This window comes from Flavonifractor sp., assembly GCF_019422385.1.
Taxonomy (GTDB): Bacteria; Bacillota; Clostridia; order Oscillospirales; family Oscillospiraceae; genus Flavonifractor; species Flavonifractor avistercoris.
This window is the reverse complement of record NZ_JAHZDL010000007.1, coordinates 25,925-51,139: the sequence shown is the minus strand read 5'-3', so window position 1 is coordinate 51,139 and position 25,215 is coordinate 25,925. Positions and strand designations below refer to the sequence as shown.

Genomic DNA, 25,215 nt, shown 5'->3' with positions numbered 1-25,215 from the left:
AGTCGTCGGTGGTGCGGATGAACCGGTCGTTGGAGATGTTCATCAGCTTCCACAGATCCTTGACCCCCTGGGGGCCCTCCACGATGCGGTCTACAAACTTCTTGGGGGAGACGCCGGCCTCCCTGGCCTTGTCCTCGATCTTCTGGCCGTGCTCGTCGGTGCCGGTGAGGAACATCACGTCATAGCCGGTGAGGCGCTTGTACCGGGCCATGGCGTCGGTAGCCACGGTGCAGTAGGTGTGGCCGATGTGCAGCTTGTCCGAGGGGTAGTAGATGGGGGTGGTGATATAAAAGGTCTTTTTCTCAGGGTTCATCGGGCGTTCCCTCCGTCGTGTCATTGGTATCGTTTTCCGCCTGGGCCGGAAGCTCCGGCCGGCCGGCGTTGTACAGCAGGGTGATGGCCGACACCGCCAGGTAGACGATGGCGAAGGCGTAGAGCAGGGTGAAGCCCAGCTCATGCCCGTCGGCCAGGGTGGTGATGGAGAAGTAGATCCCCAGCAGGGCGAAGAACACCGCCCAGAAGGGGCGGCCCTTGGTGAAGGCGAAGGCGGCGTGGAAATAGAGCCCCAGCAGGGAGGCGATGATGGCGAAGAGCTCAAACACGTAGTCCAGCTGCACCGGGTCGCCGGCCCGCACCTGGTAGGCGGCGATGAGCCACACACAGCAGGCGTAGGCGGGCAGCAGCAGGGTGAAGTTGAGCTTCCCCCTGCCCAGGCCCTTGAAGTTGTTCTGCACCGTGCCCATCACGCAGAAGCCGGCCGCCAGGGCCAGGGCGGCCACCAGCAGGTTGGTGTACACCCGGTCGGGCCCGGCCTGGAAGAACTCGTACACCAGCAGGGCCGCCGCGGCCAGCAACAGGAAGGCGCTGAGAATGCCGGCGGTGGCGTAGGCGGTGTTTCCCTTGGCCTGGAAGGCCTGGTCATAGCCGGTGAAGGCCGGGTATTTGCCCCGGCATAGCAGGGCCAGCACAACGGCCATGACCACCGACAGCACAATGAGGGCCATGGTGGCGGGGGCCCCGTCGATGGGCAGGCCGGTGTCCGCCTCAAAGGCGGTGGCCAGCTCCCAGCGGCGGAAGGCGAAGCCCACCACGCCGCCCGCGGCGGCCACGGCGGGCAGCAGGATTTCTTTTCGCATAGTCCGCGTCCTTTCGGATTGAAGTGATATCGAAAATATAGTATAGCACACTTTGCCAAAAAGTGCACCATTTTTGTGGATTTCTCAGCGCCGCAGGTGGCCGGTGTCTCCGGCCGCAGCCGGAGCCGCAAAAAGCCCTTTGGGGATTGACATATCTTTGTTTTGTGCTATAACTGCCTTTGTAGAACCTGTAAAAGTGCCGGCGCATGGTATGAAATGGGCGGCTCGGGGAAGCGCCCACGGCGGGAGGTCGGAAGAGATGAGGCATGGGAATTTCTGCAAACAGTGCGGGACGGAGAACGCCCCGGAGGTGCGGTACTGCCAGGGCTGCGCGGCATGGCTGGAGTCCAGGCCGCCCCTGCTGGACTCTCTGGATCTCCGCTGGCTGGCCGGCGTCGGGCGGCGGGACGTGAACGTGGCGCCCCTGTTCACCGCGGAGCCGGCGCCCGGCCCGGCGGCCCGGGCCAGGGTGGTTCCCCTCCCGGACGGAAGCTGGTACTGCCCCGACTGCGGGAGGAAAAACGCGCCCCGCGCCCTCTTTTGCGGCGGCTGCGGCCGGGAGCTGTAAACATATATCTTGTCATGCCGTGCGGCGGCGGGAAGAGGACTCTTCCCGCCGCCGCGCTGTGTCACAGCCGCAGGCCCTTGATGTCCTTGATGCGGGAGAGGATGATGTTGCAGCTCAGGCCCGTCACCCCCGGCAGGCGGTGGATCACCCCGTCCAGGAAGGCCTCCAGCTCCTCCTGCCCCGCCGCCACGGCGTGGACGTGGAGCTTGTTGTTGCCCGACACCTGGTAGATCTGGGTCACCGTCTCGTTGTCCCGCAGGGTATCCACCACCCGGGGGAACCAGGCGGGCTCCACCTCAATCTCGAAGTAGCAGGACACCGCCCCGCTGATGCGCTGGGGGTTGACGATGGTGGTGTACTCCTCGATGACCCCCCGCTCCTCCAGGGCGCGGATGCGGGCCTTCACCGCCACCCGGGACAGGCCCACCGCCTCCCCCAGGTCGGAGTAGGACATGCGGGCGTTGTGGATGAGCAGCTCCACAATGCGCCGGTCGGTATCGTCCAGGCCGCTGAGAAACACGCCGACCCCTCCTCTGTCACAGTCTGCCTGTATCTTATCCCGGTATGGAGAAAAACGCAAGCGTCCCCTTGTATTTTCCGCAGAAATTTGCTATGATGCTTACGAAAAGAAATTTATAACTTGCGTTTTGAAAGGAGAGAGGGCCGTGCAGGTGGATCTCACCCGGGGCGGCATCACCCGCCCCATGCTGGCCTTTGCCGCGCCCATGATCGCGGGCAACCTGCTCCAGCAGTGCTACAACATCGCCGACACTCTCATCGTGGGCCGGGCTCTGGGCCCGGCCGCCCTGGCGTCGGTGGGCTTCGCCTTCACCCTGATGACCTTCCTCACCTCGGTGCTGCTGGGCCTGTGCATGGGCAGCGGCGCCCTGTGGTCCATGCTCTACGGCGCCGGGCGGGAGGAGGAGCTGAAGCGGTGCCTCTTCGCCTCCTTTGTGTTCATCGGGGCGGTGGCGGTGGCCCTCAACATCGGGGTGCTGGCGCTGCTGGAGCCTGTCATGTCCCTGCTCCAGACCCCGGCCGAGGCCTGGGAGCAGACCCACGCTTACCTGCGGGTGGTGCTGCTGGGCATCTGCTTCACCTTTGTGTACAACTACTTTGCCTGCCTGCTGCGCTCGGTGGGCAACTCGGCGGCCCCGCTGGTGTTCCTGGGGGTGTCCACGGCGGTGAACATCGCGCTGGATCTCTGGTTTGTGCTGGGCCTGGGCTGGGGGGTGGCCGGCGCCGCCGGGGCCACGGTGATCGCCCAGGGGGCCTCCGCCGCGGGCATCGCGTGGTACAGCTGGCGGCGGGTGCCCTTCCTCCGCCTGGAAAAGCGCCACTGCGCGGTGCGGCGGGGGGAGCTGGGGCGCATCATCAACTACTCCCTGCTCACCTGCGTGCAGCAGTCGGTGATGAACTTTGGCATCCTGATGGTGCAGGGGCTGGTGAACTCCTTCGGGGTCAATGTCATGGCCGCCTTCGCCGCGGCGGTGAAAATCGACGCTTTCGCCTATCTCCCCGTCCAGGACTTCGGCAACGCCTTCTCCACCTTCGTGGCCCAGAACACCGGGGCGGAGCAGCCGGAGCGGGTGCGCCGGGGCCTGCGGGCCGCTGCGGCCACCTCCCTGGTGTTCAGCCTGGCGGCCTCGGCCCTGGTGTGCCTCTTCGCCGCCCCCCTCATGACCATCTTCGTCAGTCCGGAGGAGACGGAGATCATCGCCATCGGCGTGCAGTACCTGCGCATCGAGGGGGCCTGCTACTGCGGCATCGGCATCCTGTTCCTGTTCTACGGCCTGTTCCGGGGGACCGGGCGGCCGGGGGTGTCGGTGGTGCTCACCGCCGTCTCCCTGGGCACCCGGGTGGCCCTGGCCTACCTCCTCTCCCCCATCCCCGCCGTGGGCCTGCTGGGCATCTGGTGGGCGGTGTCCATCGGCTGGGGCCTGGCGGATCTGATCGGGCTGGGGTTCTGGCTCCGCCGGAAGAGGGCCGCGCCCGCCCTGTAACGCAGCACCGCCGGATCGCAGAAGCGATCCGGCGGTGCCGTATGGTTCGGATTACTGGGCGCTCTGGCTCTCCAGATACTCGTCGTAGGTCATCTTCCGGTCGATGAGCTGCCCCTCGGGGGTGAAGTCAAACACCCGGTTACAGACGGTCTGGATCAACTGGTGGTCATGGGAGGCCACCAGCACGTTGCACTTGACGGCCTCCAGGCCGTTGTTCAGGGCGGCGATGGACTCCAGATCCAGGTGGTTGGTGGGCTGATCCAGCAGCAGCACGTTGGCGCCGGAGAGCATCATGCGGGAGAGCATGCACCGCACCTTCTCGCCGCCGGAGAGCACCTTCACGGGCTTGTACACCTCGTCCCCGGAGAAGAGCATCCGGCCCAAAAAGCCCCGGAGATAGGCCTCGTGGGGGTCGGAAGACCACTGGCGCAGCCACTCCACCAGGTTGTCGTCACAGTCCTGGAAGAATTTCGTGTTGTCCTTGGGGAAGTAGGAGAAGGTGGCGGTCTGGCCCCACTTGACGGTGCCCTCGTCGGGCTCCATCTCGCCGGTGAGGATCTGGAACAGGGCGGTGTGGGCGTTCTCGTTGTCGCCCACGAAGGCGATCTTGTCCCCGTGGCCCACGATGAAGCTCACCTTGTCCAGCACCTTCACCCCGTCGATGGTCTTGCTGACGTCGGTGACGAACAGGATGTCCTTGCCCACCTCCCGGTCGGGGGAGAAGGCCACCCAGGGGTAGCGGCGGGAGGAGGCGGGGATCTCCTCCAGCGTGATCTTCTCCAGCAGCTTGCGCCGGGCGGTGGCCTGCTTGGACTTGGACTTGTTGGCGGAGAAACGGGAGATGAACTCCTTCAGCTCCTGGGCCTTCTCCTCGTTCTTCTTGTTCTGGTTCTTCATCAGGTTCTGCATCAGCTGGGAGGCGTCGTACCAGAAGTCGTAGTTGCCCACATACATCTTGATCTTGTTGTAGTCGATGTCCACGATGTGGGTGCAGATGGTGTTGAGGAAGTGCCGGTCGTGGCTCACCACGATCACGGTGCCCTCAAAGTCCAGCAGGAAGTCCTCCAGCCAGTTGACGGCGTTGATGTCCAGGTTGTTGGTGGGCTCGTCCAGCAGCAGGATGTCCGGATTGCCGAACAGGGCCTGGGCCAGCAGCACCTTCACCTTCAGCCGGGGATCCAGGGTGGCCATGGCGCTCTGGTGGTACTCGGTGCCCACGCCCAGGCCCTGGAGGATGCGGCTGGCGTCGCTCTCCGCCTCCCAGCCGCCCAGCTCGGCGAACTCCTCCTCCAGTTCGCAGGCCCGGATGCCGTCCTCCTCCGTCATCTCCTCCTTCTCGTAGAGGGCGTCCTTCTCCTTGCCGATGTCATACAGGCGCTGGTTGCCCATGATGACGGTGTCCATCACGTTGTAGGCGTTGTAGGCGTTCTGATCCTGCTTGAGCACCGACATGCGGGTCTTGGGCAGGATGGACACCTCGCCGGAGGTGGGCTCCAGCTGGCCGGAGAGGATCTTCAGGAAGGTGGACTTGCCCGCGCCGTTGGCGCCGATGATGCCGTAGCAGTTGCCCTTGGTAAACTGGAGATCTACGTGGGAAAAGAGGGGCTGGCCGCTGTAGGCCAGGCCCAGATCGGAAACTGTAATCATGTCGTACTCCTTATGATTGATAAAAACGGAACATTACCATGCGGAGCGCATTATACCATAGATCCCCCGCGGGGGCTAGAGAAAAAATGGACAAGACCGCCCTTTTGTGGTGTAATAGATTGCATAAAAGGAGCGCAAGGAGGTAAAAAGCGGTGGATGAGACGAGACGCTGCCCCTGGGCGAAGTCGGAGCACGAGGCCGCCTACCACGACGAGGAGTGGTGCCGGCCCTGCCGGGACGACAAGGCCCTGTTCGAGCTGCTGGAGCTGGAGGGCTTCCAGGCCGGGCTGACCTGGCGGCTGATCCTGGAGCGGCGGCAGGCATTAAACGCCGCCTTCGCCGGGTTTGACCCGGCGGTGCTGGCGAACTGGGGGGAGGCGGAGATCGCCGCCGCCCTGGCCGCGCCGGGGGTCATCAAAAACAGGAGCAAGGCCCGGTGCGCCGTCACCAACGCCCGGGCCTTTCTGCAGGTGCAGGAGGAGTGGGGCAGCTTTGCCGACTACCTGTGGCACTGGGTGGACGGCGTGCCGGTGGATCACAGGCTGGAGCGGACGGAGGATATGCCGGCGGAGGACGACCTGTCCCGGCGGGTGAGCGCCGATCTGAAAAAGCGGGGCTTCCGCTTTGTGGGGCCGGTGATCGTCTACTCCTACCTCCAGGGGGCGGGGCTGATCAACGACCACCTGGTCACCTGCCCCTGGCACGACCGGGTACAGGAGGAGATGCCATGAACAGCCTGTTCGTCTGCCCCCACTGCGGCGGCCCTCTGGAGCGGGGGGAGCGGGCCTACGCCTGCCCCAGCGGCCACAGCTTCGACATCGCCCGGGAGGGGTACGTCCACCTGCTGCCCGCCAACCGGAAGCACGCCAAAAACCCCGGCGACGACAAAGGCATGGCTTCCGCCCGGAGCCGCTTCCTGTCCGGGGGCTACTACGCCCCCCTGCGGGACGCCCTGTGCGGGCTGGCCCGGGCCTGCGCCGGGCCGGAGGAGGGGGTGCTGGACTCCGGCTGCGGCGAGGGGTACTACACCGCCGGGCTGTGGGAGGCCCTGAACCGCCCCCGGCTGGCGGGGATCGACCTGTCCAAGCCGTCGGTGCGCCTGGCCGCCCGCCGGGTGCCCGGGGCGGAGTTCGCCGTGGCCTCGGTGTACCACCTGCCTCTGGCGGATGCCTCGGTTGGCCTGCTGCTCAACTGCTTCTCTCCCCTGGCGCTGGAGGAGTTCCGGCGGGTGCTCCGCCCCGGCGGCGCCTTCCTCTATGTGGTGCCGGGGGCCGGGCACCTGTGGGAGCTGAAGCAGGTGCTCTACGACAGCCCCTACCCCAACAAGGAGGAGAACATCCCCTACGAGGGGTTCTCCTATGAAAGGGTCGTCCCGGTGGAGACCGTGATGGACGTGGCCGGGGAGGATCTCCGCGACCTGTTCCAGATGACCCCCTACTACTGGAAGACGCCCAAGGCGGGGGCGGAGCGGCTGGCCGCCCTGGACGGCCTGCGTGTGCGGGCCCAGTTCCGCATTCACGTGTTCCAGAAAATCTGACTGCCCCAGCGTCTCCACCGCGAGTGCGCCGTCTGCCGGGCCCGTAGGGGCGGATATCATCCGCCCGAAGCGTTCCCCCGCTGGGGGGAAGGTGGATGACCGAAGGCCAGACGGATGACGGGTTCCCCCGTTCCCACGCCGTGGTGCCCCCTACGGGGCGGGCCTGCGCGGCGGGCGCCCCCATTTCTTCCCGAAGAAATGGGGGGAAAGAAGGGCCGGGGGGCTTCGCCCACCCTGGACCCCCCAATACGGGGGCTCATGGCGGCGGTGCGCTGTGTCTGGTTTGCAAAGACCAACCGCGCATCGCCGCCCGTTTTATAGACAGTCACGTTACAGGCGCTGCCGCGCCTCGGGTGGCACGCATCGGGGTTACCCTGCAAGCCTTGAGAGCAGCTGCGCTGTACCGGCTTGGCCCGCCGGGCCGCCGCCGGAACGTTACCTGTAGGACAGCTTGGGGGGTACATCCAATAGGGGGGAGCCGCAGCTCCCCCCTATTGGTCGTTTTAAGGGGTGGGTGCAGGGCGGGGGAAATCGAAATCCCCCGCCCTGCCCTTTCTTTCCCCCCACTTTCTTTGGAAAGAAAGTGGGGCCGCCGGAGGCCGGTGCCTCCATGGGGCGGGCGGATGATATCCGCCCCTACAGGCGGCGCGTCAAGGATGCCGCGCCCTACAACGTCCCGTGTCACACAAAATGTCCCACAATGTGTGGTGCTTACAAACGCCACAATTTGCCATACATTAAACTTGGTGATTTGTATGGCAAGAAAGTTTCAACTGCCTTCGGTTCCAGAGACAACCCCGAAAAACATCCGTTTTCCAAATGAGATTATCCAGCAGGTGGATGAGGCGATCCAGGGCACCAACGTGACCTTTTCCCGGTTTGTGATAGAGGCCACCCGGGTGGCGCTGGAGAGTATGCGGGAGGAGGACGGCGAAGATGAGAGCTGACTGGGAAACCGCCTTTGAAAACTGCCCGCCCTATGGGGAGGGCAAGGGAGCTTACACCCAAGAGGACTTCAAGTGCATGATGGAGATGGAGCGGAACATGGAGGCCCTTCTGCACTGGCTGGAGTCGGAGGGCAGCTTTTTCCTGGATCAATATCTGAGCTGCTACCGCCAGCATGTCCGCCGCCAGTGCCGGTATTACTTCTACCGGGGGATGCTCCATGGCACCCGGGAGGCCCTGGACGTGTGGAGCGAAGAGCACGGGGGCTGATCTCCGCCTCCGGAAGCCGACCGGGCATGTCAGGAGATGGTCAGCGGAGCGGGCTGTCCCCCTCCGGCCAGTCCAGGCCCAGGTTCTGCCGGATGGCGGCGCGCAGGGCCGCCATGTCCGGGTCGGCCCAGAAGAAGCGCAGCTTCTCCTCCGCCACGGTGTCCCCCTGGGGCTGTCCGCCCAGGACAAAGACGGCGAAGGTGTCGGCGATGTCCTCGTGGAAGTAGTTGGCGCCGTAGCGGCTCACATAGTGGGTGGGGTTGGCCTCATAGTCCCCCACGCCGGTGTCCCCCAGCGCGCTCCAGAAGGTATCGTAGAACCCCTTGCGGAAGGAGCCCTCGATAAAGGTGGCCGGGTCGTGGGTGCCGGTGCCCTTGGTCAGATCCACCTGGGTCTCGTCCTCCAGCAGGACATGGCCGTACTCGTGGAGGATGGTGTAGGTCAGCTTGCTCCAGTCCCGCTTCTCCCCGTTCTCGTCGTACACGTCGTAGTAGTCGATGCTGATGGAAAACCGGGTGTTGTCGGAGACGCCGTCCACCTGCACCGGGGAGGTGTAGGCCAGGATGTTGCTGGTGCCGTCGGTGAACAGGTTGAACTGGGCGATCTTCTGCCGGGCCTCCAGGGGGAGGATGGAGCACAGATAGTCCCACACCAGGGCGTCCTCCGGGTCGGTGATGCTGGCCTGGCCGCCGCGCACCGGGTAGGAGGCGAGCACGTTGGTGATGCCCACGGAGTAGCTGCTCACCGTCACCAGGCAGCCCTGCTCGTCGCTGGAGAGGGTGATGTACTTGCTGTAGACCGGGTCGGCCCAGCTGATCTGCCCGTCCTCCCGGGAGGTGGGAGCGCCGTACATGGCCTCAATGAGCGTCTGTACCTGCTCCGCCGTGCAGCCGGTCTCCTCCGGCCGGATTTCGATGCGCTCCAGAAAGCCGTTGCGGTACTGGTAGTAGGTGTTCATGGGGGTGTCCCCGTCGAACCAGCGCATGGAGTAGCGGTAGCTCTCGTACACGTCGGTCCAGCCCTCGCCGGAGATCTCCCAGGTGTCCGCCAGCTCCCCGGCGGCGCCGATGTAGGCCTCGGTGTCGGCCCTGGAGCTGCTGAAGTAGATCACGTTCTGCCGGGTCTGGCGGTAGGTGTAGCCCTCCCCCTGCTCCCGGGCCAGCGCCCGGTAGGAGCCGGTCTCAGGGGAGCAGATCTCCGCCGCCGCGGCCACGGCGGTCTCCGCCGCGCCCGCGATGGCGTAGGGATTCAGCTGGTCTGCCGTGTCCGCCGCCGAGTGGTACAGGTAGCCCTGCCCGTCCTGCATCAGCAGGACGGAGGGCACGCCGGCCAGCTGCAGGGAGGCGTGGTCGCTGGCGGTCTCCGCGTCCCGCGCCAGCTCCGGATCCTTCTCCTGGAGCAGGTCGCTGACCCAGTTGGCCTCCCCGCCCATGGTGCATACCAGGGTGCCGTCGGAGCCCAGGCCCCCCAGCATGTCAAACTGGATGGCGCCGATCATCTGCCCCTTCTCCTCCTCCGTCAGGGCGGCGGTGTAGGCCCGGGAGCCGTTCTTGCCGTTCTCCTCGTCGGTGAAGCTGATGAAGCGCAGCTCCGTGTCGGTGTCCACGTCCTTCAGCGCCTCCGCCGCGTAGAGCAGGGCGGCCGCGCCGGAGGCGTTGTCGTTGGCCCCGTAGGCGGTGGGCACGCTGTCGTGGTGGGCGGAGAGCACCAGAATGTCCGCATCCGCAGAGGATGCCTCCTTCACCGCGATGACATTGCTGCCGGAGCGGCCCTGGCTGTCGGTGTAGGGCTGGAGGGTGACGGTGTAGCCCATGGCCTCAAACCGCCCCTTCAGGTACTGGACCGCGTCCGCCTCCCCCTGGGAGCCGACGGGCCGGTGGGCGGCGGTGAGGGCCTCCAGATCCGCCCGGAGCTGGGCCACGTCGGGCAGGCCGTGGGCCCGCTCCAGCATGGCCAGGGCCTCCGCCACCGTGATCGTGCCGGTGGGGGCCAGCTGATCCTGGCCCCGCCCGGCCATGATGCCGGCCTGCATGGCCCAGAGCACCGGCGTCCGGGCCCACTCTCCCACGGCCCCGGCGTCCCGGAACTGGTCCAGGCCCTGGACCGCCGTGCCGGGGGAGCCGGCCCGCCGCCAGAGGATGGCGGCGAACTCCTGCCGGGTGACGGAGCGGGCGGGCTCATACTTCCCGTCCCCCACGCCGGTGAGATAGCCCTGCTCCGCCGCCCAGGTCACCGCGTCGGCGTTGTCACCGGACACGTCGGTGAAGGGGCACTCCCCCGACACCGCAGGCTTCCCCGCCGCCTCATAGAGCAGCTGGGCGGCCATGCCGCGGGTGACGGTCTCCTCCGGTTCGCTCAGAAATTCCTGGCTGATGGACGCCTCCCGCCCCCAGCTCAGGGCCTCCTCCGCCCAGGACGGCCAGGAGCCCGCGGCCGCCGCGGAGACCTGCGGAATCAGCAGCGCGCCGCACAGCAGCAGGGCACAAATCCGTTTCATAAAACCACCTCGACCACACAGAATGGATTGGTATTATATAGACGCTCCGGCACCCCAAAAAGTTTCCCGCGGGCCTGGGGCGGGCAGAAAAGCTGCCGCAGGCCATGGGTTTGGCCTGCGGCAGCTGATGCTCCGCTTCGCTTCACGATTCCCGCGCCGCGCCGCTCACTCTGCGGCGGGATACTCGTTGCACAGCAGACGGTAGGGGGGCTCGTCCTCCTCGATGGTGGGGAAGCGGCCCACAGGGGGATTGAAGCGGTTGTCGGTGTTGTCGTCGTTGCACTGGCTGACCTCGCCGATGACGATGGGGCCGGTGCCCGGCTCCACCTCAAAGTCGTGGTACAGACGGGGCTGGATGGAGATGCTCATGCCGGGCTCCAGGCGGACCTGGGTGCCGGCGGGCACGGTAACCGTGCGGCCGTCCAGGTGGACGGTGACGTCGGAGACCTTGTCGATGGACTCATCGGGCAGGGAGTTGTACACCCGGATGAGCAGGGTGCCGCCGCAGCGGTTGATAATGTCCTCCATCTTGCTCCAGTGGAAGTGGTTGGGGGAGTACTGCCCCTCCTTCAGGTAGATGAGCTTCTCGGCGTAGGTCTTGGCGTAGCGGTCCCGCATCTTCAGGTTGCCGTTGCGCAGGGTGATGAGGGAGAACCCCACCTTGTCGAAGTCCCCCTGGCCGTAGTCGGTGATGTCCCAGCCCAGCATGTTGTCCCGGATCTCGTCGTACTCATGGCCCTTCTCCCGCCATTCGCCGGGGGTAAAGTGGCAGAAGGGGGGGAGATTGATCTGACAGCGCTTCAGAGTGGCCTCCATCTCCTGGAGGGCACGGTTGATCTCACTGCGTTTCATGGCGGATATCGCTCCTTTTTCCTCAATTCAGTCGCTCAGACGATCTGGATGCTCCAGTGGTTCTCATAGTGGCCGCCGGGGGCCAGGTGAATCATGTCCGGGTGGGACTCATAGGCCTCCACCACGCCCCTGCGGGCGGACACGCCGGTCCAGGGCTCGATGCACACGTAGGGGGCCTGGGTGCCCAGGCACTTCCATACCCCCAGGTATTTCATGTCCGGGTAGGTGACGGTGACCCGCTTGTGTCCCTTGTCCGACATCAGGGTGACCTGCCGGGGCATGTCGGTGAGGATGAGCACGCGCCGGGCGAACAGCTCATGGCTCAGCGGGATGCGGTCGTGAATCAGGGGGTAGTCCGTGATCTGGTCCAGCATAATGCAGTCGCCGGGGGTGCACTCGGCCCGCTTGGCGGTGGCGCCGGCGGGGAACTGCAGGCAGTAATCGTCGTAGGCCAGGCCCTCCTCCAGGGGGAGGTTGAAGCCGGGGTGGCCGCCCACCGAGAAGTACATGGTCTGGCTGTCCCGGTTGTCCACGGTGACGGTGATGTCCAGGGTCTGGCGGTCCAGGGTGTAGGCGATGGCGTAGCGGAAACGGAAGGGATAGATGGCCCGGGTCTCCTCCGTGTCCTCGCAGGCCAGGACCAGCCGGCTGTCCCCGCACTCCGCCGGGGCGAGCACCGTGTCCTTGATGAACCCGTGTATGTCCATCTTGTACTCCCTGCCGTGGAGGGTGTAGGTGTTGTTGGTGCACAGGCCGATCTGCGGGAAAAGGTTGAGCGCCCGGTCCTCCCAGTATTTCGGATCCCCCTGCCACAGGTACTCGGTGCCGTCCTCCGTGCGGATGGACCACAGCTGGGCCCCCTTCTCGTTGATCTGGACGGTGAGGTAGTCGCTTTTCAGCGTATGGATCATGATAAGACTTCTTTTCTTCCGGCCGCTGCCCCCAGGGGCAGGCGGGGCCTTATTTTTGCAGCTCCTCCAGCTGCTCCCGGGTGCCGTACAGCCTGGCGGACTCCACCAGTGCGGCCATGTTCTCCGGCTTTGTGTTGGCGCCCAGGGCGCAGCCGGAGCTGAGAATGAGCCCCCGGCCCCGGGTCTTGTGGATCACATCCTGGACGCAGCTGCGCACCTGGTCCGGCGTGCCGATGCACATGGGGTCGCTGGGGTTGATGTTGCCCATCAGCACGGTGGAGTCGGGCACCGCCTGCCGGGCCGCGCCCATGTCCACCTTCCAGTCCAGCTCCAGGATCTGGGCGCCCAGCGCGCCCATGTCCCCCACGATGGCGGAGGTGTCGCCGCAGATGTGGACGGAGTAGGGCTTCCTCGTGGGGGCCAGGGCCTCCACCACCTTCTTCTCATAGGGGTGGGCGAAGGTGCGGTACATATCCGGGGAGATCAGGTCGGAGCTGGCATAGGCGTCCCCCATGCTGGTGGCGTGGGCGCCGGCCTGGAGCTGAGCCTGGGCAAAGCGGATGTGGGCCTGGGTGGTCCACTCCAGGGCGTGGCAGACCACCTCCTCGTCCTCGGTGAGCAGGTCCATCATCAGCTCCTGGGTGCCCCGCAGGAGGCAGAGCAGGCTGAAGGGCCCCTGGTCGGCCCGCCCCATGACGAACACCCGGTCGCCCACCGCCTCCACCAGGCGCTGGGTGGTCTCCAGCCAGTCGCAGATGCGGCCGTCCTTCAGGGGGTCGGGCAGCTGGAGGCTGTCAATATCCCTCAGATCGGTGAGGACGGGGTGGTGCTCATCCACCGAGGCCACGTCGTGCTCCCGGAAGACGACCCTGGCGCCGCAGGCCTCGGCCAGGGTGGCATCGTCCACGTCCACCACGCAGCCGTCGTAGCCGTACTTCTCCAGGCACAGCAGGTGGCTCTCGGCCATTTTGGCCGGGCTGCGGTTGATCTCGCCGATGTCATAGCCGGCGGTTTTCGCGCTGAACAGGAAGCCCTGGGGGATCACGGGCAGGCGGTCGGGCATCTGCCCGGCCAGTACCGCCTGTACGCGCTGGAGGGAAGTCATCTCTGTCATGCGGTTCACTCCTTTTCTGCGTATCGCCGGCAGGGCGGAGCGCCCAGATTCTGTCAATTTCTCACAAAAAGCCAGCCTGTCCCGACGATATCATACAACACTCTGTCGGGATAATTATAGAAACGGAACCCGGGTAAAAGCAATATGTTATCATACTTCGCACAAAAACAGTACTGCCCTCCCCGCAGGCGGCGGCGGAAATTTTCTCCTTGTGCTTTCCGGACAACTGTGCTATCTTGATGCGGACAGGCTGTCTCCCGGCCTGCCAGGACATACTGAGACGGAAAGGAGCAAGGGACGATGCTTGATATCACCGCCATTGGAGAAATTCTGATTGATCTGACCCAGACCGGGGTCAACGAGGCCAGAGTGCCGGTGCTGGCCGCCAATCCCGGCGGCGCGCCGGCCAATGTGGCCGTAGCCGCCGCCCGCCTGGGCGCCGGAACCGCCTTCATCGGGAAGGTGGGGGCCGACGGCTTCGGCGCCTACCTCACCGGCGTGCTGCGGGAGAACGGGGTGGATGTGTCCGGCCTGCGGACGGGCGAGGCCGCCACCACCATGGCCATCGTCTCGGTAGACGCTGCCGGGGAGCGGGACTTCCGCTTTGTCCGGGGTGCGGACGCGGAGCTGACCTGCGGGGAGGTGGATCTGGAGCTGGTGGGCCGGTCCAAATTCCTCCACTTCGGCTCTGTGAGCCTCACCGGCGGGGCCGCCCGCCAGACCACGCTCTATGCCGTGGAGGAGGCCCGCCGCCGGGGGATTCTGGTCAGCTACGACCCCAACTACCGCCAGGCCCTGTGGCCCAGCCGGGAGGAGGCCGTGGAGTGGATGAAGAGGCCCCTGCCCCTGGTGGACGTGCTCAAGCTCTCCGACGAGGAGCTCCCCCTGCTCACCGGCACCGGCGATCCGGAGCAGGGCACGGCCATTCTCCGGGACATGGGAATCCGCCTGGTGCTCCTCACCCTGGGCGGAGACGGGGCCTATTACCGCATGGGCCCGTCCGCCGGATGGGTGAAGGGGGTAAAAACCGCCGTGGCCGACACCAACGGCGCCGGGGACACCTTCCTGGGGGCGGTGCTCAGCCGCCTGTGCCGCCGGCCGGCCGGTCCCCTGGAGGGGCTGACCGCCGCAGAGGTGGAGGACATCGTCTCTTTCGCCAACCGGGCGGCCGCCAAGACCTGCTCCCGCAGCGGGGCCATCCCCGCCATGCCCACCCTGGCCGAGCTCTGAGCCTATACAGAAAAACCCGCGTCCCAACAGCGGACGCGGGTTTCATCCTGTCGAAAAAGTCTTTTCGACAGGATGCTGAACTTTTTGAAACTTCAAAAAAGTTTCAAAAAGTTGTTTGATCCAACGCGAAAGGGAACCCTGACGGTTCCCTTTCACACTATCCTTCCCTCCGAATCCTTTGGCCGGAGGGTTTATCGACAGCCAGAAGCCCGCGTCCCAACAGCGGACGCGGGTTTTTTCTACGGCTTTACGTCAGGAAGCAGGCCCGGATGACGGGAGCCAGCAGCCCGGCCAGGTTCCGGTGGCCCTGGGCGGTCAGGTGGACGCCGTCCACCGGGCTGAGCTGGGCGGCTTCCCCGGCGTCGCAGAAGCGGCAGCCATACTGCCGGGCAATCTTCTCCACCTGCCGGGGCAGCTCCCGGGAGACGGCCACACTGTGGGCGCCGGTGAACATCCCGGCGATGGACCCCCGGTCCACCCACTCCCCCACCGGCGGCGGGCAGACCAGCAGGATCTCCGGCGGGCGGCGCTGGGCCGTGGGCAGATGGGTCTGGATGATGCGCACCAGCCGCTCCAGCCCGGCGGCGATGTCAAAGGCGTTCAGGGAGAACCGGGGCTTCAGATCGTTGGTTCCCAGCATGAGCACCACCAGATCCACGGGGCTCTGGCTCTCCAGCACGCTGTACAGGGCGGTCTTTCCGTTGCGGTGCTCCTCGATGGGGTCGTCCCACACGGTGGTGCGGCCGGGCTGGCCCTCCTCAATGACGCGGAAGCCCTCCCCCAGCAGCTGCTGGAGCACCCCGGTCCACCGCACCTCCTCGGGGAAGCGGTCGTCCGCCGCCGCGTCGTACCCCCAGGTGTTGGAGTCCCCATAGCATAAAATCCGTCTCATAGCGATTTCTCCTTGCGTTTCGTGTCTTTCTCGATCTCGTCGGCCAGGTAGTCCTTGTTGTCCGGGGAGAGCTGGTTGGCCCCCACCATGGACTGGGCGTACTGGGTGGGGGAAAAGGAGGTGTACCGCCGGAAGACGCTGGAGAAGTAGTTGCTGCTGGAAAAGCTGAGCTCCATCGCCACGTCGGTGACGCTGTGCCCCTCCAGCAGCAGGTTTTTGGCGGCCTCCACCTTGTGGAAATTGACAAAGTCCCGGGGGCTGGTGCCCATCTCCATCTTGAACTTCTGCTTGAACCGGGACTCGGACAGCAGCGCAATGCGGGCCAGCTCCTCCATGGGCAGGTTTTCGGACAGGTGCTGGAAAATATAGTCGATGGCCCGGCCGATGTCCGGGGTGATGAGAAAGCGCGGGATTTCGGCGCACTCCACCACGTGGTAGAGAAAATAGCCCAGCAGATGGGTTCCCTGCATCCGGCTGACCGGCTCGCCGCTCTGGAAGAGCTGGAACACCCGGGTGAGCAGCTCGGTGGTCTCCTCCGCGTCCAGCTTGATGACCCGGGTGGGGAGGCGGCGGAGCAGCCGCAGCAACTCCCGGGCGACATCCGGGGCCATGAAGAGAAAGTTGTCGGGGTCGCTGTCCTCCAGCTGGAACCAGTACATCTGGTGCAGGGACATGGGGATAGCGCCGGTGTCGTGAACCTCGTCCGGCAGGGTGACAAAGAGATCCCCGCCGGAGAGGGGGTAGCTGTGTCCGCCCACCGAAAACCGCACGTTGCCGTGAACCAGGTAGGTGAACTCAAAGCAGTTCCGGTGGTAGTGGCTGTCCAGCGCGGCGATGGCGTGGGCGGTGCTGTGGTGGCCGTACATCCGCAGGCCGGGGACCTGGAGGGTCTGGCCGGTGAGGATCTGCCTCTCCTTGGTGAAGACGGGAGAGTCGACCCATGCAATCGGTTCTTTTGCCATGGGGAGTGGTCCTTTCGTGAGCGTCTTCGATTTTGTACTATGCTCGTTTTTGAATGCGAGCCACAGGGAAAATGTGTACACTACAAAATATAGCAGATTACACAAAAAAGTTCAATATTTTAATCCATCAGTTTTCCAAATTGTTTAGTTTTTAACGATTCAGGAGCGTGACGCATGATGACACCCAGAGAACGTTTTATCAAAGCCCTGCGCCGTGAGCCCATCCAGGGCCACGTCCCTCATTTTGAACTGGTGATGTTCCTGACCATGGAGGCCATCGGCCGCATCCACCCCCTCCACCGGGATTACTCCCAGTGGTACCAGATGAGCGCCGCCGAGCGCCGTCTCCACCTGGTGGACATGGCCAAGGCCTATATCGAGACCGCCGAGAAGTACCATCACAGCGCCATCTTCGTCCACCCCAATCCCGGCCCCAACGGGGAGATGCCCGACGACATCGAGTCCACCCGGGCCATTCTGGAGACCATCCGGGAGCTGTCCGGCGACAAGTTCTTCCTGATGATCCACGGCGACCCCACCTACCCCATCCCCACCGGCGACACCATGATGGAGTTCTCCACCATGATGTACGAGGAGCCGGAGAAGATCCACGACGGCACCAAGCGGAAGGTGGAGTTCGCCCAGAAGCTGTGCGACGAGATGCACAGGCACCCCGGCCTGCTGGACGGCTGGGCCCTCTGCTCCGACTACTGCTTCAACGTCAACCCCTTCTACAGCCGGGATATGTTCGCCGAGTTCGTCCAGCCCTACCTGAAGGAGATTCTGGACTACTACCGGGCCAACGGCTACTACTCCATCAAGCACACCGACGGCAACGTGATGCCCATTCTGGACATGATCGTGGACTGCGGCCCCGACGCCGTCCACTCCCTGGACCCCCAGGGCGGCGTGGATCTGGCGGAGGCCAAGCGGCTCTACGGCGACCGGGTGTGCCTCATCGGCAACGTGAACTGCGGCCTGATGCAGACGGGCACCGAGGAGGAGCTGGTGGAGGACGTCCGCCGGGCGCTGCGCCAGGGCATGCCGGGCTACGGCTACATCTTCTCCACCTCCAACTGCGCCTTCACCGGTCTGGAGCTGAAGCGCTATGAGCTGATGAACAGGATCTGGTGGGAGGAGGGCATCTACCAATGACCGGCCGGGAGAGGGTCCTGAACACCCTGGCCTTCCGGGGCAGCGACCGCATCCCTCTGGACATCTGGGTGCTGCCCGCGGCCCGTCTGGCCCACGGCCAGGCCTTCGAGGAGCTGCAGGCCCGCTACGCGGACCGGCTGGACATCACCTCCTTTGTGGGGCCCTTCGACCACGGCTTTACGCCGGAGTACTACCAGGTGGGCACCTACACGGACCCCTGGGGCAGCCGGTGGACCAACATCCAGGCCGGCGTGGTGGGCGAGGTCAAGCACCCCGTCTTCGCGGACTACGAGGCCATGAAGGGGTACACGCCCCCCACGGAGCAGTTCCTCCGGGAGTGGGAGCGCAACAAGCCCGCCCTGACCGGGCAGATCGCCGCCGCCCGAAAGACCGGGAAGTTCCTCATCGGCGGCTGGGTCAGCGTGTTCGAGCGGTTCCAGTTCCTGCGGGGGACCGAGAACCTCTACTGCGACATCGCGCTGGAGGAGCCGGAGATGTTCGCCATGATGGACATGGTGATGGAGTTCCTCCGGGTCTATGTGGACGCGTGGCTGGCCATGGACGTGGACGCCGTGCCCTTCGGCGATGACTGGGGGACCCAGCGCAGCCTGCTCATCTCCCCCGACGCCTGGGTCAAGCTGTTCAAGCCCCTGTATCAGGAGCTGTTCGACCGCATCCACGCCGCCGGGAAGAAGGTCTTCTTCCACAGCGACGGCTACATCTTTGATCTCTATCCCCACTTCATCGAGATGGGGGTGGACGCCATCAACTCCCAGCTGTGGTGCATGGGCGTGGAGAAGGTGGCCCGGGCGTTCGCCGGAAAGATCACCTTCTGGGGCGAGATCAGCCGCCAGAACACCCTGCCCCACGGCACGCCGGAGGACGTGAAGCAGGCGGCCCGGGCCATGATCCAGGCCCTGCACGTCAACGGCGGCGGCCTCATCGGGGAGAGCGAGATCAACCGCGACGTGCCCCTGGCCAACGTGGAGGCGTTCTACACCGCCTGGGACGAATAAGGAGTTACATAGCCATGAGAGAGTTTCAGCCGGATTACACCAATATGGTAAAGGCCGCCAGGAACATCGAGGTCAAACGGTTCCCCCTCTACGAGCACAAGGTGGACCCCAAGGTGATGGAGGAGATCACCGGCGTGTCCTTCGCCGAGCTGTACAACGGGGACGACCGGGATCTGGACGAGTTCTTCCGCAACTACTGCGGCTTCTACCGGGATATGGGCTACGACACGGTCTCCTTCGAGGAGCTCATCGGCCCCGCCATGCCGGGCAGCGGTGCCCTGGGCGAGCATGTGAAGGGCGTCATCCAGACCCGGGAGGACTTTGAGCGCTACCCCTGGGATGGCATCTGCGACACCTACTTCCAGATGTACCACCGGTCCTTTGAGGCGCTGCGCCGCAACATGCCGGAGGGCATGAAGGCCATCGGCGGCGTGGGGTACGGCATCTTCGAGTGCGTGCAGGACCTGGTGGGCTACGAGGATCTGTGCTACATGCGGGTGGACGACGAAGAGCTGTACCACGACATGTTCTTCAAGATCGGCGAGAGCAACCTGAAGATCTGGAAGCGGTTCCTCCGGGAGTACGGCGACATCTACTGCGTCTGCCGCTTCGGCGACGATCTGGGCTTCAAGTCCACCACCCTGCTGCCCCCGGACGAGATCCGGGAGCTGGTGATCCCCCAGTACAAGCCGATCATCCAGGCGGTCCACGACGCGGGCAAGCCCTTCCTGCTCCACTCCTGCGGCTGCATCTTCGACGTGATGGAGGACATCATCGCGGCCGGCATCGACGCCAAGCACTCCAACGAGGATCAGATCGCCCCCTTCACCTATTGGGTGGAGCAGTACGGCGACCGCATCGGCAACTTCGGCGGCATCGACACCGACGCCGTGTGCCGGCTGGATCCCGACGCCATGTTCGACTACATCCAGGAGGTGGTCAGCAAGTCCGTGGGCCACGGCGGCTTCGCCTTCGGCTCCGGCAACTCCATCCCCGACTATGTGCCCGCTGAGGGCTACCGCTCTATGAACCAGTCCATCCGCAAAATCCGCGGCGACTTTGACGCATAAGCATCCCTCTGTGCCTTGCAGCGCGATGCTGTTAGGAATATTTTTCAGGATTACTTAGGAGGTAAGGAAATGAAAAAGGCAAAAAAACTGCTCGCTCTGGCCCTTGCAATGTCCATGACGGTCGGCCTGGCCGCCTGCAGCAGCGGCGGCACCGACACCCCCAGCGGAGAGTCCACGGCTCCGGTCGGGACCGAGACCGAGACCCCGGCCGCCGGCGGGGAGGGCAACAAGCTCATCGCCGGCATCGTCTTCCAGGAGGATCAGTTCTTCAAGCTGCTGTCCGCCGGCTATCAGGCCGCCGCCGACGAGTACGGCTATGAGATCCAGATGACCAACACCAACAACGACCAGACCCGTGAGACCGACGCGCTGAACACCTACCTGGCCCAGGGCGTGGCCGGCGTGGCCATCTCCCCCCTGAACACCCAGACCTCCCCCGCCACCATCGCGGACGTGATGGATGCCGGCATGAAGGTCGCCATCTGCAACAACTCCATCGACGCCTTCCCCGGCGCTGTGGCCTCCTACTCCGCCGACAACTACTCCTTCTGCCACCAGACCGGCGAGGCCGCCGTGCAGTTCATCCAGGAGAACTATGCCGCTGACGAGACCATCAACATCGGCGTCATCCAGTTCAAGACCCAGATCCCCGAGCAGTCCGCTGACCGCGTCAACGGATTCTTCGCCGCCCTGGACGAGGCCGGTGTGAACTATAAGATCATCGCCGACCAGGACGCCTGGCTCCAGGATATGGCCGTTGAGACCGCCGGCGACATGATCAGCGCCAACCCCGATCTGGACATCATCTACGCTGCCAACGACGGCGGCACCGTGGGCTCCGTCATGGCCGTTGAGAACGCCGGCAAGGCCGGTGAGATCTTCGTCTTCGGCACCGACGGTTCCGAGCAGATCGTGGACCTGCTGAAGGACGACACCAACATCCTGCAGGCCGTCACCGCCCAGGACGCCTATGCCATCGGCTACTCCACCGTGGAGGCCCTGATCAACTCCCTGGAGGGCAACCCCGTTGACGGCGAGGGCGAGACCAACATCATCCCCGGCATCCCCCTGCTGCGCGGCGATACCGAGGGCCTGGACACCTACCTGGCTGATCTGCAGAGCATGATGTAATTTCCGGATGCCCCGCCGCCTCTTGGGGCGGCGGGGCATCTTCTCTGACCGCGAATGCAGGACGGCAGACCGGCGGCGGAAAAGCTCCGCAGCCCTGCGTTCGGTGCGTTTCCGCTTTCGGCCTGCCTGCGACAGCGCCTCGGCACGCCGTTTGCTGTCCAAGATGACTCAACAGGAAATGGAAGGAATACCATATGAGTGTTTTAAGAACGGAAGGGATCGTGAAAGATTATCCGGGCACTCGGGCGCTGGATGACGTCACCGTCTCCTTTGACGGCGGAAAGGTGCATGCGTTCATCGGCAAGAACGGCTCCGGAAAGTCCACCCTGGTCAAGGTATTCTCCGGCGCCATTCAGCCCACCGCCGGCAAGTTCTTCCTGGACGATCAGGAGCTGCACTTTTCCTCTCCGACAGACGCCTTCGCCCACGGCATTGCCACGGTCTATCAGGAGCTGAGCCTGGTTCCCTACCTGACTGTGGCGGAGAACATCTATCTGGGCCGCATGCCCAAAAAAGGAAAGCTCATCGACTGGAAAAAGACCTATCAGATGGCGGGGGATCTGCTGAAGAAGATGAACGTGGACATCGACCCCCACGAGAAGGTCTACCGCCTGAGCATGTGGCAGTGCCAGGTGGTGGAGATCACCAAGGCCATGAGCTTCTCCCCCAAGGTGCTGATGCTGGACGAGCCCACCAGCGCCCTGGCCCACAACGAGACGGAGAGCCTCTTTGAGGTGGTGCGCACCCTGCGGGATCAGGGGGTGGTCATCATCTACATCTCCCACCGCCTCCAGGAGATCTGGGAGATCGCGGACACGGTGACGGTGCTGCGGGACGGCAAGTTTGTGGGCAAGAAGGATGTCTCGGAGCTGGATCACAAGAGCGTCATCAAGATGATGTTCGGCGACGTGGAGCTCAAGACCCGTCCGGCCGACCTGAAGGTGCAGGACGAGACCGTCATGAAGGTGGAGCACCTGACCCGGGCCGGAAAGTTCGAGGACGTCAGCTTCGAGCTGAAAAAGGGCGAGGTCCTGGGGATCGCCGGCATGCTGGGCGCGGGCCGCACGGAGCTGCTGCGCTCCCTGTTCGGCGTGGACGGCTATGACAGCGGCCAGATCACCATCAACGGCCAGCCCATGAACCGCAAGGCCACCCCGGAGCAGATGAAGCGCAAGGGCATGGGCCTGACGCCGGAGGAGCGGAAGAACCAGGGCGTCATCCTGATCCACTCCATCCGGGACAACCTGTGCAACGCCTGCCTGGACAAGATCTCAGACCACCACATCATCAACCAGAGGCGGCGGAAGGACTTCGCCCAGCGTCAGGTGGACGAACTGCAGATCAAGGTCCCCAGCCTGACCGCCGCGGTGGGCTCCCTGTCCGGCGGCAACCAGCAGAAGGTGGTCATCGGCAACTGGCTGAACACCGACCCCACCATCATGATGTACGACGAGCCCTCCCGGGGCATCGACGTGAACGCCAAGCAGCAGATCTTCCAGATCATGTGGGATCAGGCCCGCAAGGGCGTCTCCAGCATCTTCGTCTCCTCCGAGCTGGAGGAGCTGATGGAGGTCTGCCACCGCATTCTGGTGATGCACATGGGGCATATCGTCGGCGAGGTCTATCCTGAGAACCTGACCATCGAACAGCTTTATTCCTACTGCATGGGAGGAAACATAGAATGAGCGGGAAATCCCTGAAACTGCCCAAGATGAGTTTGTTCTCCAAGAAGAAGACAAACAATTTCTTGCTGGATCACATGATCGAGCTGCTGCTCATCGTGATCATCATCGCCCTGGCCATTGTGGAGCCGGCCTTCCTGCGACCCAGCAACCTTCTCAACGTGCTGCGCAACTCGGCCATGAAGGGCGTGATTGCCTACGGCATGTGCCTGGTCATGATCGCGGGCGAAATCGACCTGTCCGTGGGCTCCCAGGTGGCCCTGAGCGCCGTCATCGTGGCCTGGGTCGCCAAGACCCTGAACGCCGTCGCCGGCGTCCCGCTGGAGCTGGGCGCCCTCATCGGCGTGGTGGCCGCCGTGGCGGTGGGCATGCTGCTGGGCGTGTTCCACGCCTGGTCCCGCCACAAGTTCGGCATGCCCTCCTTCATCGTCACCCTGGCCACCCTGAACATCATGTACGGCCTGGCGGCCATCATCTGCGGCGGCTTCCCCATCACCGCCTGCTACCCTGACTGGTACATCTTCCTGGGCACCGGCCGCATCGCCGGCATCCCCGTCCCGGCCCTCATCTTCGTGGCGGTGTTCTTCGTGTTCTGGTTCATCACCGAGAAGACCACCCTGGGCCGTCAGATCTACGCCGTGGGCGGCAACGCCGAGGCCGCCCGCCTCAACGGCATCAGCGTGTGGAAGACCCGCCTGTTCGTGCTGTGCATCGTGCAGCTGATGTGCGTGCTCAGCGGCGTGATGAACTCCGCCCAGGTCCGCAGCGCCACCTTCGGCTTTGGCCGCGGCTGGGAGACCCAGATCATCTCCTCCGTGGTCATCGGCGGCACCAGCATGCTGGGCGGCATCGGCACCGTGTGGGGCACCCTCATCGGCGTGCTGTTCACCGGCATCATCAGCAACGGCATGACCCTGCTGAACGTCAACGAGTACATGCAGTACGTGGTGAACGGCGGCCTGATGTTCTTCGCCGTCTGGTTCAACACCTACGTCACCGGCAAGCGCACCTGATTCCCCCGACAAAACAAGCGGGCGGGAAGCATCGGCTTCCCGCCCGTTTTTTCCTAACGGCTCAGAACATCATCTGCTCCACATATTGCTCCATGAAGACGGGGTCGGTGGCCAGCTCCGCCGTGACGGCGGCTCCGGCCAGGGCGGCGCTCTCGTCCACCAGGGGGCGGCTACGCAGCAGCATGGCTGCACCGGCCAGGGCCGCGTTGCCCAGCACCCGGCAGCGGGGCTTTAGCTCCGGGGGAATGAGCCCGATGGCCGCTGCGCTGTCCAGGGACAGGTAGCTGCCGAAGCCTCCGGCAATGGCCAGCTCCGCCAGGGCGTCCGGGGCCAGACCGGCCCGGGCCAGCAGGGTCTCAATGCCCGCCCGCACGGCGCTCTTGGCCAGCTGCACCTGCCGGATGTCCCCCTGGGTGATGGCCACGCCGGGGGCCAGGGGCCACGCGTCGTCGCCCTCGTTCAGCAGCCCGGTCTCGTCCAGCCTGCCCAGCTCCAGCAGGCCCGCCAGCACGTCGGCCACCCCGCTTCCGCAGATGCCCGCCGGCTCTGCCTCCCCGATGGTGTGTACCTCCAGGGCGCCGTCCGCCACCCAGGCGTGGTCGATGGCGCCGGGGGCGCCCTGCATGCCCTGGGACAGATTGGCCCCCTCAAAGGCCGGCCCCGCCGCGGTGGAGCAGCAACTCAACCTGCCCTGGTGCCACAGGGCGATCTCCCCGTTGGTGCCGATGTCGGTCAGCATCCGGGTCTCCCGGCCGGTGCAGATGCCGCTGGCCAGCAGCGCGGTGGTGATATCCGCCCCCACAAAGGCGGACATGCACCGGGGCAGATAGGCCCGGGCCCCCGGCGCGCAGGGGAGGTCCAGCTCCGCGGCGGGCAGGGTTTTGCCGAAGAGCTCCTCGGCCTGAAAGGGGGCGGCCGCCAGGGGGGAGACGTCCAGGCCGCAGAGCAGGTGGAGCATGGCGGTGTTGCCCGTGAGAACCAGGGCGTCAATCTCCTCGCTTCTCCGCCCGGCCTGGCCGCACAGCGTCCGGAGCAGGCCGGCGATGGCCTGGCGCACGCAGTTGGCCAGGGCGGGGCTGTCCCCCTCCATGGAGCGGCCGATCCGGCTGATCACGTCGGCGCCGAAGGACCGCTGGGGGTTGGGGGCCGCGGCCGTGGCCAGAAGGCCGTCCCGGTCGTAGAGCTGGGCGGCCAGGGTGGTGGTGCCGATGTCCACGGCGGCCCCCAGCGCGGCAAACATGGGGTCCAGGCGCTCCACCGCCCGGGCCTCCCCCTGGGTGCAGATCTGGGTGACCGCCCCGTCGCCGGCGGCCGTCACCCGGGCGTCCCCCAGGATGCGGGTGCAGCAGGCCAGCCGGACCCCCGCCTCCCGCTCGGCGGGAGAGAGGGCGTCCAGCTCCGCAGCGCTCAGAGGGGAGAGGGCTCCGGAGGCCTGCACCCGGCACTTGCGGCACCGGCCCCTGCCGCCGCAGGGCATGTCCGGCCGGTGGCCGCTGTGCAGCAGGGCGTCGGACAGCAGCGCCCCCGCCTCCACCTCCACGGGCAGGGCCCGGCCGTCCGCCCAGATTGTCAGACACGCCATGG

Annotated in this window: 24 protein-coding genes; 13 read left to right on the top strand and 11 right to left on the bottom strand. The window is 65.1% G+C overall.

What is annotated here, in order from left to right; genetic code table 11:
• Both QZ378_RS02140 and QZ378_RS02135 read right to left on the bottom strand, forming a co-directional pair.
• The coding region (locus QZ378_RS02140) for a class I tRNA ligase family protein (RefSeq protein WP_291257156.1) at positions 1–313 on the bottom strand (313 nt) is incomplete at its 3' end.
• Positions 303–1,136, bottom strand: a complete 834-nt coding sequence (locus QZ378_RS02135; RefSeq protein ID WP_291257155.1) for a hypothetical protein — start codon at positions 1,134–1,136, stop codon at positions 303–305. The genes QZ378_RS02140 and QZ378_RS02135, both read right to left, overlap by 11 nt.
• Before the next feature lie 259 nt (positions 1,137–1,395).
• Here QZ378_RS02135 and QZ378_RS02130 point away from each other — a divergent pair, with 259 nt between their 5' ends.
• Positions 1,396–1,704, top strand: a complete 309-nt coding sequence (locus QZ378_RS02130) for a zinc-ribbon domain-containing protein (RefSeq protein WP_291257154.1) — start codon at positions 1,396–1,398, stop codon at positions 1,702–1,704.
• Positions 1,705–1,765: 61 nt separating this feature from the next.
• Here QZ378_RS02130 and QZ378_RS02125 read toward each other — a convergent pair whose 3' ends face one another.
• Positions 1,766–2,224 carry an Lrp/AsnC family transcriptional regulator gene (locus QZ378_RS02125; protein ID WP_087240039.1) on the bottom strand — a complete coding sequence of 153 codons (459 nt, stop codon included), beginning with the start codon at positions 2,222–2,224 and terminating at the stop codon, positions 1,766–1,768.
• A gap of 145 nt (positions 2,225–2,369) precedes the next feature.
• On the opposite strand from QZ378_RS02125, the gene QZ378_RS02120 reads away from it, so the two are divergent.
• On the top strand, positions 2,370–3,707 hold the full coding sequence (locus QZ378_RS02120; RefSeq protein ID WP_291257153.1) for an MATE family efflux transporter: 1,338 nt from the start codon (positions 2,370–2,372) through the stop codon (positions 3,705–3,707).
• 51 nt (positions 3,708–3,758) lie between these two features.
• Here QZ378_RS02120 and QZ378_RS02115 read toward each other — a convergent pair whose 3' ends face one another.
• Positions 3,759–5,354 (bottom strand): ATP-binding cassette domain-containing protein, encoded by a 1,596-nt coding sequence (locus QZ378_RS02115; protein ID WP_291257152.1) that lies wholly within the window; start codon positions 5,352–5,354, stop codon positions 3,759–3,761.
• 152 nt (positions 5,355–5,506) lie between these two features.
• Between QZ378_RS02115 and QZ378_RS02110 the strand changes: the two genes are divergently transcribed.
• The 4 genes from QZ378_RS02110 (at position 5,507) to QZ378_RS02095 (ending at position 8,106) form a co-directional block, all read left to right on the top strand.
• Positions 5,507–6,085, top strand: coding sequence for a DNA-3-methyladenine glycosylase I (locus tag QZ378_RS02110; RefSeq protein WP_291257151.1), 579 nt, complete (start codon positions 5,507–5,509; stop codon positions 6,083–6,085).
• Complete coding sequence (locus tag QZ378_RS02105) at positions 6,082–6,891, top strand: putative RNA methyltransferase (RefSeq protein WP_291257150.1); 810 nt, start codon at positions 6,082–6,084, stop codon at positions 6,889–6,891. The genes QZ378_RS02110 and QZ378_RS02105 overlap by 4 nt, the downstream gene beginning before the upstream one ends.
• Before the next feature lie 95 nt (positions 6,892–6,986).
• Positions 6,987–7,838 carry a YlcI/YnfO family protein gene (locus QZ378_RS12960; RefSeq protein ID WP_366935114.1) on the top strand — a complete coding sequence of 284 codons (852 nt, stop codon included), beginning with the start codon at positions 6,987–6,989 and terminating at the stop codon, positions 7,836–7,838.
• Positions 7,828–8,106: a hypothetical protein gene (locus tag QZ378_RS02095; protein WP_087240053.1), complete on the top strand. Its 279-nt coding sequence runs from the start codon at positions 7,828–7,830 to the stop codon at positions 8,104–8,106. The genes QZ378_RS12960 and QZ378_RS02095 overlap by 11 nt, the downstream gene beginning before the upstream one ends.
• A gap of 40 nt (positions 8,107–8,146) precedes the next feature.
• Here the strand turns inward: QZ378_RS02095 and QZ378_RS02090 are convergent, their stop codons facing one another.
• From QZ378_RS02090 to QZ378_RS02075, 4 genes are all read right to left on the bottom strand, one after another.
• Positions 8,147–10,603 (bottom strand): M20/M25/M40 family metallo-hydrolase, encoded by a 2,457-nt coding sequence (locus QZ378_RS02090; protein ID WP_291257149.1) that lies wholly within the window; start codon positions 10,601–10,603, stop codon positions 8,147–8,149.
• A 165-nt stretch (positions 10,604–10,768) separates the two neighbouring features.
• The gene (locus tag QZ378_RS02085) at positions 10,769–11,455 is read right to left on the bottom strand and encodes a D-lyxose/D-mannose family sugar isomerase (protein ID WP_291257148.1); all 687 of its coding nucleotides are present in this window, start codon (positions 11,453–11,455) and stop codon (positions 10,769–10,771) included.
• A gap of 35 nt (positions 11,456–11,490) precedes the next feature.
• Positions 11,491–12,366, bottom strand: coding sequence for an aldose 1-epimerase family protein (locus QZ378_RS02080; protein WP_291257147.1), 876 nt, complete (start codon positions 12,364–12,366; stop codon positions 11,491–11,493).
• Between the two features lie 49 nt (positions 12,367–12,415).
• On the bottom strand, positions 12,416–13,480 hold the full coding sequence (locus QZ378_RS02075; protein ID WP_291257146.1) for a uroporphyrinogen decarboxylase family protein: 1,065 nt from the start codon (positions 13,478–13,480) through the stop codon (positions 12,416–12,418).
• 300 nt (positions 13,481–13,780) lie between these two features.
• Between QZ378_RS02075 and QZ378_RS02070 the strand changes: the two genes are divergently transcribed.
• Positions 13,781–14,710, top strand: coding sequence for a carbohydrate kinase (locus QZ378_RS02070; RefSeq protein ID WP_291257145.1), 930 nt, complete (start codon positions 13,781–13,783; stop codon positions 14,708–14,710).
• A 247-nt stretch (positions 14,711–14,957) separates the two neighbouring features.
• On the opposite strand, the gene QZ378_RS02065 is transcribed toward QZ378_RS02070, so the two are convergent.
• Together QZ378_RS02065 and QZ378_RS02060 are read right to left on the bottom strand one after the other, a co-directional pair.
• Positions 14,958–15,602, bottom strand: a complete 645-nt coding sequence (locus tag QZ378_RS02065; protein WP_291257144.1) for an SGNH/GDSL hydrolase family protein — start codon at positions 15,600–15,602, stop codon at positions 14,958–14,960.
• Positions 15,599–16,564 carry a helix-turn-helix domain-containing protein gene (locus QZ378_RS02060; protein ID WP_191380486.1) on the bottom strand — a complete coding sequence of 322 codons (966 nt, stop codon included), beginning with the start codon at positions 16,562–16,564 and terminating at the stop codon, positions 15,599–15,601. Before QZ378_RS02060 ends, QZ378_RS02065 begins: the two co-directional genes overlap by 4 nt.
• Positions 16,565–16,738: 174 nt before the next feature.
• On the opposite strand from QZ378_RS02060, the gene QZ378_RS02055 reads away from it, so the two are divergent.
• The 6 genes from QZ378_RS02055 to QZ378_RS02030 all read left to right on the top strand — a co-directional run bounded on the left by QZ378_RS02055 (position 16,739) and on the right by QZ378_RS02030 (position 23,631).
• Positions 16,739–17,719: a uroporphyrinogen decarboxylase family protein gene (locus tag QZ378_RS02055; RefSeq protein WP_191380485.1), complete on the top strand. Its 981-nt coding sequence runs from the start codon at positions 16,739–16,741 to the stop codon at positions 17,717–17,719.
• Positions 17,716–18,735: a uroporphyrinogen decarboxylase family protein gene (locus QZ378_RS02050; RefSeq protein WP_291257143.1), complete on the top strand. Its 1,020-nt coding sequence runs from the start codon at positions 17,716–17,718 to the stop codon at positions 18,733–18,735. The genes QZ378_RS02055 and QZ378_RS02050 overlap by 4 nt, the downstream gene beginning before the upstream one ends.
• A 14-nt stretch (positions 18,736–18,749) precedes the next feature.
• Positions 18,750–19,805 carry a uroporphyrinogen decarboxylase family protein gene (locus QZ378_RS02045; RefSeq protein WP_191380483.1) on the top strand — a complete coding sequence of 352 codons (1,056 nt, stop codon included), beginning with the start codon at positions 18,750–18,752 and terminating at the stop codon, positions 19,803–19,805.
• 69 nt (positions 19,806–19,874) lie between these two features.
• Positions 19,875–20,936 carry a substrate-binding domain-containing protein gene (locus tag QZ378_RS02040; RefSeq protein WP_291257142.1) on the top strand — a complete coding sequence of 354 codons (1,062 nt, stop codon included), beginning with the start codon at positions 19,875–19,877 and terminating at the stop codon, positions 20,934–20,936.
• Between the two features lie 221 nt (positions 20,937–21,157).
• Positions 21,158–22,621, top strand: coding sequence for a sugar ABC transporter ATP-binding protein (locus QZ378_RS02035; protein WP_291257141.1), 1,464 nt, complete (start codon positions 21,158–21,160; stop codon positions 22,619–22,621).
• A complete protein-coding gene (locus tag QZ378_RS02030) occupies positions 22,618–23,631 on the top strand; it encodes an ABC transporter permease (protein WP_291257140.1) in 1,014 nt (337 codons plus the stop codon). Before QZ378_RS02035 ends, QZ378_RS02030 begins: the two co-directional genes overlap by 4 nt.
• Positions 23,632–23,692: 61 nt before the next feature.
• Here QZ378_RS02030 and QZ378_RS02025 read toward each other — a convergent pair whose 3' ends face one another.
• A complete protein-coding gene (locus QZ378_RS02025) occupies positions 23,693–25,213 on the bottom strand; it encodes an ASKHA domain-containing protein (RefSeq protein WP_291257139.1) in 1,521 nt (506 codons plus the stop codon).
• Positions 25,214–25,215 lie beyond the last annotated feature (2 nt).